Genomic DNA, 7,418 nt, shown 5'->3' with positions numbered 1-7,418 from the left:
GTTATGTTCATTGGCTTGAGGAGATAATGTTATGTTGACTATTTTAGGCTTTTTAGAGCTACTCTATCTAAAGATGTAAAGTTTTGTATCGACATTCAACATTTCTGCTCGGTTTTATTTTCATTCCAATAAGCAATAATATCTCCATTGAAATCATTTAGAATGGGATTACATAATACTTTCATAGCCAAGGCATTACCACCATAGGCTTTGTGAATTTCAGTTAATATGGGAGTATCTGGGTTAATTTCTTGATGATGCCAATATTCATACCATGCTTCTATATTTAAACTAGGCAGTTTATACAGAGTAATATCTAAACCCTCACAAAGACGCTCACGACTGGTAATAAGAGTAATAGACTTAATGCTAGAGTCTGTTAAAATACGCAACAATTCTACATAACTACGATGCTGTTCAATAAACTTTCCAGAACCATCTAAAGCAGTTTCAAGGTTATCTATTGATATACCTATTTCCTGTGTTTGGAGTTTCTGCTTTAATCGTTGTAAAGATACCATGAACTCCTGTCCTGGTTCTTCTCCTAATTTACACAGGTTAAATTCTAAAAGATTATCTATTAATGCGATATCCTTTCTTTCTTTACCAATAGGAAACTCTAATACTGTTTTAAACCTTATTTCAAGATACTTCTGAGCCAAACGAGTTTTACCAGTCCCTCCAGGTGCAATGATTTGGATAATTTTTGCACCTTTATTAATGAGTTTGTCAAGAGATGCGATATCGTCATCTCTACCCACGAAATTATGATCTGATTCCCCTGAATCTTCCTTGTTAAGGGGAACTTCTGTTATTTGTGTTGTCACACAAGCATCTTGCTTGTTATCTGTAGATGTATTAGAGAGCAAAATACTCTCACTCCCCTTATTTTCGCCTTCTGTGAGCGTTGCTTGTTGTAGGAACTCAGGTTTGTATTGAGCAAATAAGGCTATTAAATTGGCTCGTTGTGAAGTTCCATCATCATTACAACCATTTTTTAAGCCGAGTTCTTGACAAATATTCCTAATGTGCTGTCTAACAGTAGATTTACTGATGTATAAAGATTGGGCAATGTCTTCATCACTTTTACCAGCTAAAAAATGTTCTAACACCTCTCTACGTTTTGGTGTTAGCTTTTGCAATGCTCTTTCAAATCCCTGTTTAGTCATCCGTAGACAAACGTTTATGTAAGTTGTTTATCAAGACTAACACCTGTTTATAGCGGTGTTTATGGCTTATACGTGAAACTTTAGACACGGAACAAAAAGTCCTAGCCTTCACGGGGTTAGGACGGTTGATTAAACATATTATTGGAGGTTATTATGGCACAGATTAGCCGTAAAAATACACTCGCTTCCGGGGTTTTTGCTTTATCAGTAGTAGCTACAGCTGGATCAGCACAAGCAGCTGAAACATTATACATTGATGGTTTTGCACTCAATACTAATAATCAATTTATTCGGATTGATAGCTCACCAATCATGTCATCATGGAAACGCAATGACGGTGATATTGATCAACAATTTGACCGTTTACAGGGAAATAAAGATGGAATTCTCTTCAAACACGGTTCTACAGGTCTTTGTCTAAATGCTTATCGTCACTGGGCTGGTGCACAGTTCAATGTTCGTCCTTGTAATCCTAACGATGGTGATCAGAATTGGAAGCAAATTGATCGAGGAAATGGTTATTTTTCAATTCAACTTGCCAATACAAACTTATGTATAGAGATGCCTTACCGTGCCAATGGCGGTAAAATTCAATTAACCGGATGTGCCAATACTGCTAATCAAAATTTTCGTAGTAGCGCAAATCAAACTTCACCTCCACCAACAGGAAGTTACTTTAACAATCTATTAAAATGGTCTGATGCTCAATGGGAGAGTTCAATTAACAGTGCAGCAGCATTAACTAGCATTAATAATGGTAGTTCTCCTGTTACTCAAATTTATCGAGATTTATCCAATTCTTTATTTGGACAGGTTTTCCGAATTGAAGGAGCTTATATCTCTGATGACTACTATAGTGCAACAGGGGGCGGTTACGGATATCATGGCGGAATTGATATTTCTGCACCATCAGGAACTCCTGTTAAAACCCTTGTTTCCGGTAAAGTTATTGTTGCTGATATGACATGGGGTTTATTGACCATTCAAGATGTTAATGGTGTTAATCATATCTATAAGCACTTGAATAAATTTCTCGTTTCTCCAGGGCAAAATGTTACAGCAGGTCAAATTGTTGCTAATACAGGTAGTACAGCGGCAGCAAGTCCACATCTACACTACGAAATTACTCGTTCCGCTTATCCCTATGGAGCATTACAAAAACCACGTGCAGTCACCAAAGATGATTTCCGCACCCGTACTTATAATCCTTTAAAAGATTACTGGCAAATGAGACGGCGTTAAGTGTTTTTGTAGCAATGAGATTCAATATTATGAATCTGGCTCAATACATTAAATGACTTCACTTTTTTCCTTTGTGGGGGTTTAGCAATGCTAAACCCTTAATTCATAATAAATAAATAGGCTAAATAAAAATTATGAATAAAATAAATAGATGGTATTTTTGTCTAATTTATCTATTCTTTTCTAATATCTATGCCTCTATTTCTTTAGCAGCAGGAGGTGGAAATACTGCTGTATCTCCTGAAGAGGATACTACATTAAATTCTGATACATCTACTACTGTGCTACCAACAACAAATACTAGTATAAATCCCTCTATTGAAACTTCATCTTATTTAAACACAAATACTCTTAACCAAGGTATCTCTGCTTTTAGTTCCAGCTTTAGCGGTTATAGTTCCTACGGCAGTCAATGTGGTTTATCGATTTCAGGTGGCTATATCAATAATGGTAATCAAGATATTTATCAAATTTTCACTACTTTTAATACCAATCCCTGTACTAATCAAAGTAATTTAGAAAAAATCAGACAAGAAAATGAGAATAAAAGGGAAGTAATTAGAGCAAGTGCCAGTATTATTACTACTTGTATTAATGCGAGGTCAGCAGCAATAAGAAATGGTGTTAATCCAGATACTATTTGCCAACTTAGTAATTTCTCAATACCCAACAATCCTTAATGTTTAAAGTTGGGATTTCATTGTACACTCCTATCAAGCTGCGGCTGGGGTAAACGGCGTTGCTCTCCCTGCTCAATCTCCCGCTCTAAGAAATAATTCAGTAAAGTTCGCAGTAAAACAATTGCCCCCAAATTTAAAATATCTTGGCGAGTTGGTGCTACTGCCGTCCGTAATATGTCGCTAGCAACAGTAAACTCCAAACCCAAAGCCAGGACTCTTCCCAATTGCAGACGAACTCCTTCTGTAGCATCAAAATGTTGTTTGGAGCGAGAGAACAATAACCGCAAATAGGCAACAATACTACGAATCACTGCTCCACCAATGACTATTGCTGCGGCAATTTCTGTTCCTGCTGCTAAATAACCAACAATGACTTTCAACCATATCTCCAAAGCAGTAGTTTCTCTACCTTGGTTGTTGCCTTCTATATTCAAGCTCAAAAGTAGAACTAACCCTAGAATTAGACCCAAAGGCAATATCAAATTAATCCATGAATCCTGGGTTCCGTCTCTTCTCATCAAATCTCACTGTTGATCTACTCTTTGGTTAGTTGAGTGAATAATATTTTTAGCAAAATAACCTAATTAACCAGGAATAGCGATCGCTATTTTCCCACCTGCCCTTTCACTTTCACTATAAGCATGAGCAGCAGCTAACTCAGCCAAAGGATAGATCCGATCAATCACAGCCCGGATTTTACCCGCTTCTATCAAACCTTGCAAATAAATCAAATCTTGACTATTGGGGTTTTCAAACACCAACTTAGCCTTTTGTCCTGGTAAAACAGACGTTAACACAGATTGCACAATTACTTCTGGAATAGGAAGAGTAGAAATATAAACTCCCTGAGGCGTTAAAACCCGTTTACAGTTTCCAAAGGCGCGTTTAGCCACCGCATCCAAAATAATATCGTATTGCACATTACCGTCAGTAAAATCCTGTTGCGTATAGTCTATTACTAAATCTGCACCCAAAGATTTCACCAACTCTAACTTATTACCACTGCAAACACCAGTTACCTCTGCACCCAAAGCCTTGGCAATTTGCACCCCAAAGCTGCCTACACCACCCCCAGCACCATTAATCAATACCCTGTGACCTGATTGAATCTTCCCTAAGTCTCGCAGGGCTTGTAGCGCCGTCAGCGCCCCTCCAGGCACAGCAGCAGCTTCTTCATAACTCATATTGTTAGGTTTGGGAGCCAAATACTTTTCCCCAACAGCAGCATATTCTGCATAAGCACCACCACCCAAACCCGCATTACCATAAACTGCATCTCCTGCTTGAAAGCGAGTTACTTGAGAACCAACCTCAACAACTTCCCCCGCTAAGTCAAAGCCCAGTATTTTCGGAAACTTGTTACCTGTAATTAGCTTCAGCATTCCCTTGCGGATTTTCCAATCAATGGGATTAACACTACTAGCATGAATTTTCACTAGTACCTGGTCAGGTTTTATTGTTGGTTGTGCCACATCCTCATACTGCAACACTTCTGGCGACCCATACTGACGGATAACTACTGCTTTCATAGTATTTTTCCTTGCACCCTCAATTTCTGATTATAAACTCTGAACTCCTCACCCCATAGCATCACCCACCAGGGTGAAGGCCAGCATCAATCCAAAAACATAAAATTCAAAATCATAGAGACTTGTTTTCCATAATTACAGTCTAATCAAGACAACTGTTGAGCGTCCGAGCAGATTTCAAATTTCAGGATTATAGAAGCGATCGCCATTCACTATCTGCCCAACTTGCGATTTTTTCTCATTGTTGAACTGAGATTAAGAATACAAAAAACTAACAACTAGGAGGCAAAAGTTAAAATTTATGAAAAAAAACTCCATCATTTTATTGAATTGCAGTAAGCTACAGCCCTTAAACAGCAAGACTTATAAATCAAATTAATGTTATTAATAATCTGAAACTTAAGAAAATATGAACTGCATTTTTATGATAAAAAAAATGATATGTTGTATACAGAATTGAATTTCGCACGTATCTGGAGTAGTAAGGCGTATCCTACTCCAGTTTTTCCCCAAAACCCTCATCTATTAAGGCTTAAAGCAGAATTTCAAGGAATCATGAGTACAGATGAGTGTAACTTAAAAATTATTAAAAATTAGCTCGATCCCATGCAGAGATTGGGTTTAAGGTGAGTACAAAGAAATCCTGAACCCCTAACCATAAATACTCGTACCCCAACTGAAAAATACTAGTACCCCTACCCAAAAAAAATTTTTAAGTTTCGTAAACATAGCAAACATGGGCTTTGCTATTTTTGAGTACATAGATAATAAATCCAATAAATTCTATTCTCATAAGGCAGAACGCAAAGCTGGCAGGCGGCTGATATAAATCATTTATCGCCAATCACTTAACGCTCCTTTACAAATACCAAGTAAACAGCGAAAAGTGATAGGGGCTGGGTTTCCCCCCATGTAAGGGGTCCCCGCCCGTGAGGGATGAGATAGCACCATGCCTGGAGTGAATCAAAGTCGCGGCTGTACACATTTAGTCTACCTAGACCCCAATGTTGACACACCAGCCGAAACTCAAGGACTTTTAGCCCGCCCTACTTGATCAGCCCATTATCAGGCTGTCCTACCGCTCCAGGGTCAAAACTTGCGGGCAAAGTGAGTATAAGACGCGACTTGAATTCACAGGCATTGGAAGTAGCAACGGCATCTCCCACAGTGGCATCCCGTCCACCGACCTTTGCGAAATTCAATGACAATACCGGCTACAGGACTCCTCACCTCCTCCGAACAGGAACCCACCATTTCCCAAGCTAAAGCAGGTGGCTGCGGCTGTACTAGCAGCAACACCTCTAGCGAAATGGACGAAAAGCTCAAAGAACGCATCGCCAAACACCCTTGTTATAGCGAAGAAGCGCATCACCACTATGCCCGGATGCACGTTGCCGTTGCCCCAGCTTGCAATATTCAATGTAACTATTGTAACCGCAAGTATGACTGTGCTAACGAAAGTCGTCCTGGAGTTGTGAGCGAGTTGCTGACACCAGAAGAAGCTGCTCACAAAGTTTTGGTGATTGCTGGCAAGATTCCCCAAATGACAGTGTTGGGAATTGCGGGGCCTGGAGACCCCTTGGCGAACCCAGAAAAGACCTTCCGTACCTTTGAGTTGATTGCTGATCAAGCACCAGATATTAAGCTTTGCTTATCAACCAACGGTTTAATGCTACCCGAATATATCGATCGCATTAAACAATTAAATATAGATCACGTTACTATCACCCTTAACACCATTGACCCAGAAATCGGCGCACAGATTTACTCTTGGGTTCACTATAAACGGAAACGTTACAGAGGCGTTGAAGGTGCGAAAATTCTGCTAGAAAAGCAACTAGAAGGACTGCAAGCTCTGAAAGAAGCTGATATCTTGTGTAAAGTTAACTCGGTGATGATTCCGGGCATTAATGACCAACACTTGATAGAAGTCAACAAAGTCATCCGGGAAAATGGTGCATTCTTGCACAACATTATGCCCCTGATTTCTGCACCGGAACATGGTACACAGTTCGGTTTAACTGGTCAACGTGGCCCCACATTGACTGAGTTGAAAGCAGTGCAAGACCAATGTGCTGGCAACATGAAAATGATGCGTCACTGTCGCCAGTGTCGAGCCGATGCAGTAGGATTGCTAGGGGAAGACCGCAGCCAAGAATTTACCAAAGATAAGTTCTTGGAAATGGCTCCAGAATACAATTTGGAAAAACGCCAAGAAGTCCACGAAGGGATCGAGAAGTTTAGAGAAGAACTAAAAACAGCAAAAGACAAGGTACGGAATGGTAACAAGCCTACCAACAGTCCTAAGATTTTAGTGGCAGTGGCTACCAAAGGTGGCGGTTTGATTAACCAACACTTCGGTCATGCTAAGGAGTTCCAAATTTACGAAGTGGATGGTAGTGAAGTTCGCTTTGTCAGCCATCGCAAGATTGACCAGTTTTGTCAAGGTGGATACGGTGAAGAAGCCACATTTGACAATATAATTAAGGCGATCGCAGATTGTAAAGCTGTTCTAGTTTCTAAGATAGGTAACTCTCCCAAAGAGAAATTGCAACAAGCAGGCATTCAGGCTATTGAAGCATACGACGTAATTGAGAAAGTTGCCTTAGAGTTTTACCAAGAATCGGTTAAGCAGTAGGTCATGGGTAATGGGTATTTGGTGACGGTTAGGAGATAGGTGATAGGTGACAGGTGACAGGTGATAGGTGACAGAGAATAATAATTTTACTCACCAAATCCCGCTTCACCAATTACCAATTCCCTATTATCGATTCCCTATTACCGCTTCACCAAATCCC

Annotated in this window: 6 protein-coding genes; 3 read left to right on the top strand and 3 right to left on the bottom strand. The window is 39.8% G+C overall.

The features are described from left to right. Positions 1–95: 95 nt before the first annotated feature. Complete coding sequence (locus H6G73_RS14905) at positions 96–1,169, bottom strand: helix-turn-helix transcriptional regulator (protein WP_190605767.1); 1,074 nt, start codon at positions 1,167–1,169, stop codon at positions 96–98. Between the two features lie 153 nt (positions 1,170–1,322). Between H6G73_RS14905 and H6G73_RS14900 the strand changes: the two genes are divergently transcribed. Both H6G73_RS14900 and H6G73_RS14895 read left to right on the top strand, forming a co-directional pair. Next, positions 1,323–2,411 (top strand): peptidoglycan DD-metalloendopeptidase family protein, encoded by a 1,089-nt coding sequence (locus tag H6G73_RS14900; protein ID WP_190605765.1) that lies wholly within the window; start codon positions 1,323–1,325, stop codon positions 2,409–2,411. A gap of 134 nt (positions 2,412–2,545) precedes the next feature. Beyond that, positions 2,546–3,091, top strand: a complete 546-nt coding sequence (locus tag H6G73_RS14895) for a hypothetical protein (protein WP_190605763.1) — start codon at positions 2,546–2,548, stop codon at positions 3,089–3,091. Between the two features lie 17 nt (positions 3,092–3,108). Here H6G73_RS14895 and H6G73_RS14890 read toward each other — a convergent pair whose 3' ends face one another. Together H6G73_RS14890 and H6G73_RS14885 are read right to left on the bottom strand one after the other, a co-directional pair. Further along, positions 3,109–3,561 carry a DUF1622 domain-containing protein gene (locus H6G73_RS14890; RefSeq protein ID WP_242034208.1) on the bottom strand — a complete coding sequence of 151 codons (453 nt, stop codon included), beginning with the start codon at positions 3,559–3,561 and terminating at the stop codon, positions 3,109–3,111. A 114-nt stretch (positions 3,562–3,675) separates the two neighbouring features. Continuing rightward, the gene (locus tag H6G73_RS14885; RefSeq protein ID WP_190605759.1) at positions 3,676–4,620 is read right to left on the bottom strand and encodes an NAD(P)-dependent alcohol dehydrogenase; all 945 of its coding nucleotides are present in this window, start codon (positions 4,618–4,620) and stop codon (positions 3,676–3,678) included. 1,201 nt (positions 4,621–5,821) lie between these two features. On the opposite strand from H6G73_RS14885, the gene nifB reads away from it, so the two are divergent. Beyond that, positions 5,822–7,258, top strand: coding sequence for a nitrogenase cofactor biosynthesis protein NifB (gene nifB, locus H6G73_RS14880; protein WP_190605757.1), 1,437 nt, complete (start codon positions 5,822–5,824; stop codon positions 7,256–7,258). The last annotated feature ends 160 nt before the right edge of the window (positions 7,259–7,418 follow it).

Source organism: Richelia sinica FACHB-800 (assembly GCF_014698825.1).
Lineage (GTDB): Bacteria > Cyanobacteriota > Cyanobacteriia > Cyanobacteriales > Nostocaceae > FACHB-800.
Note: the sequence above shows the minus strand (reverse complement) of the source record. Positions and strands in the feature narration are given on the sequence as shown.

What these genes read in the sequence shown, in the direction of transcription:
- H6G73_RS14905 (WP_190605767.1), bottom strand. Translation starts at nt 1,169, where the DNA reads ATGACTAAACAGGGATTTGAAAGAGCATTGCAAAAGCTAACACCAAAA.
- H6G73_RS14900 (WP_190605765.1), top strand. Translation starts at nt 1,323, where the DNA reads ATGGCACAGATTAGCCGTAAAAATACACTCGCTTCCGGGGTTTTTGCT.
- H6G73_RS14895 (WP_190605763.1), top strand. Translation starts at nt 2,546, where the DNA reads ATGAATAAAATAAATAGATGGTATTTTTGTCTAATTTATCTATTCTTT.
- H6G73_RS14885 (WP_190605759.1), bottom strand. Translation starts at nt 4,620, where the DNA reads ATGAAAGCAGTAGTTATCCGTCAGTATGGGTCGCCAGAAGTGTTGCAG.
- nifB (WP_190605757.1), top strand. Translation starts at nt 5,822, where the DNA reads ATGACAATACCGGCTACAGGACTCCTCACCTCCTCCGAACAGGAACCC.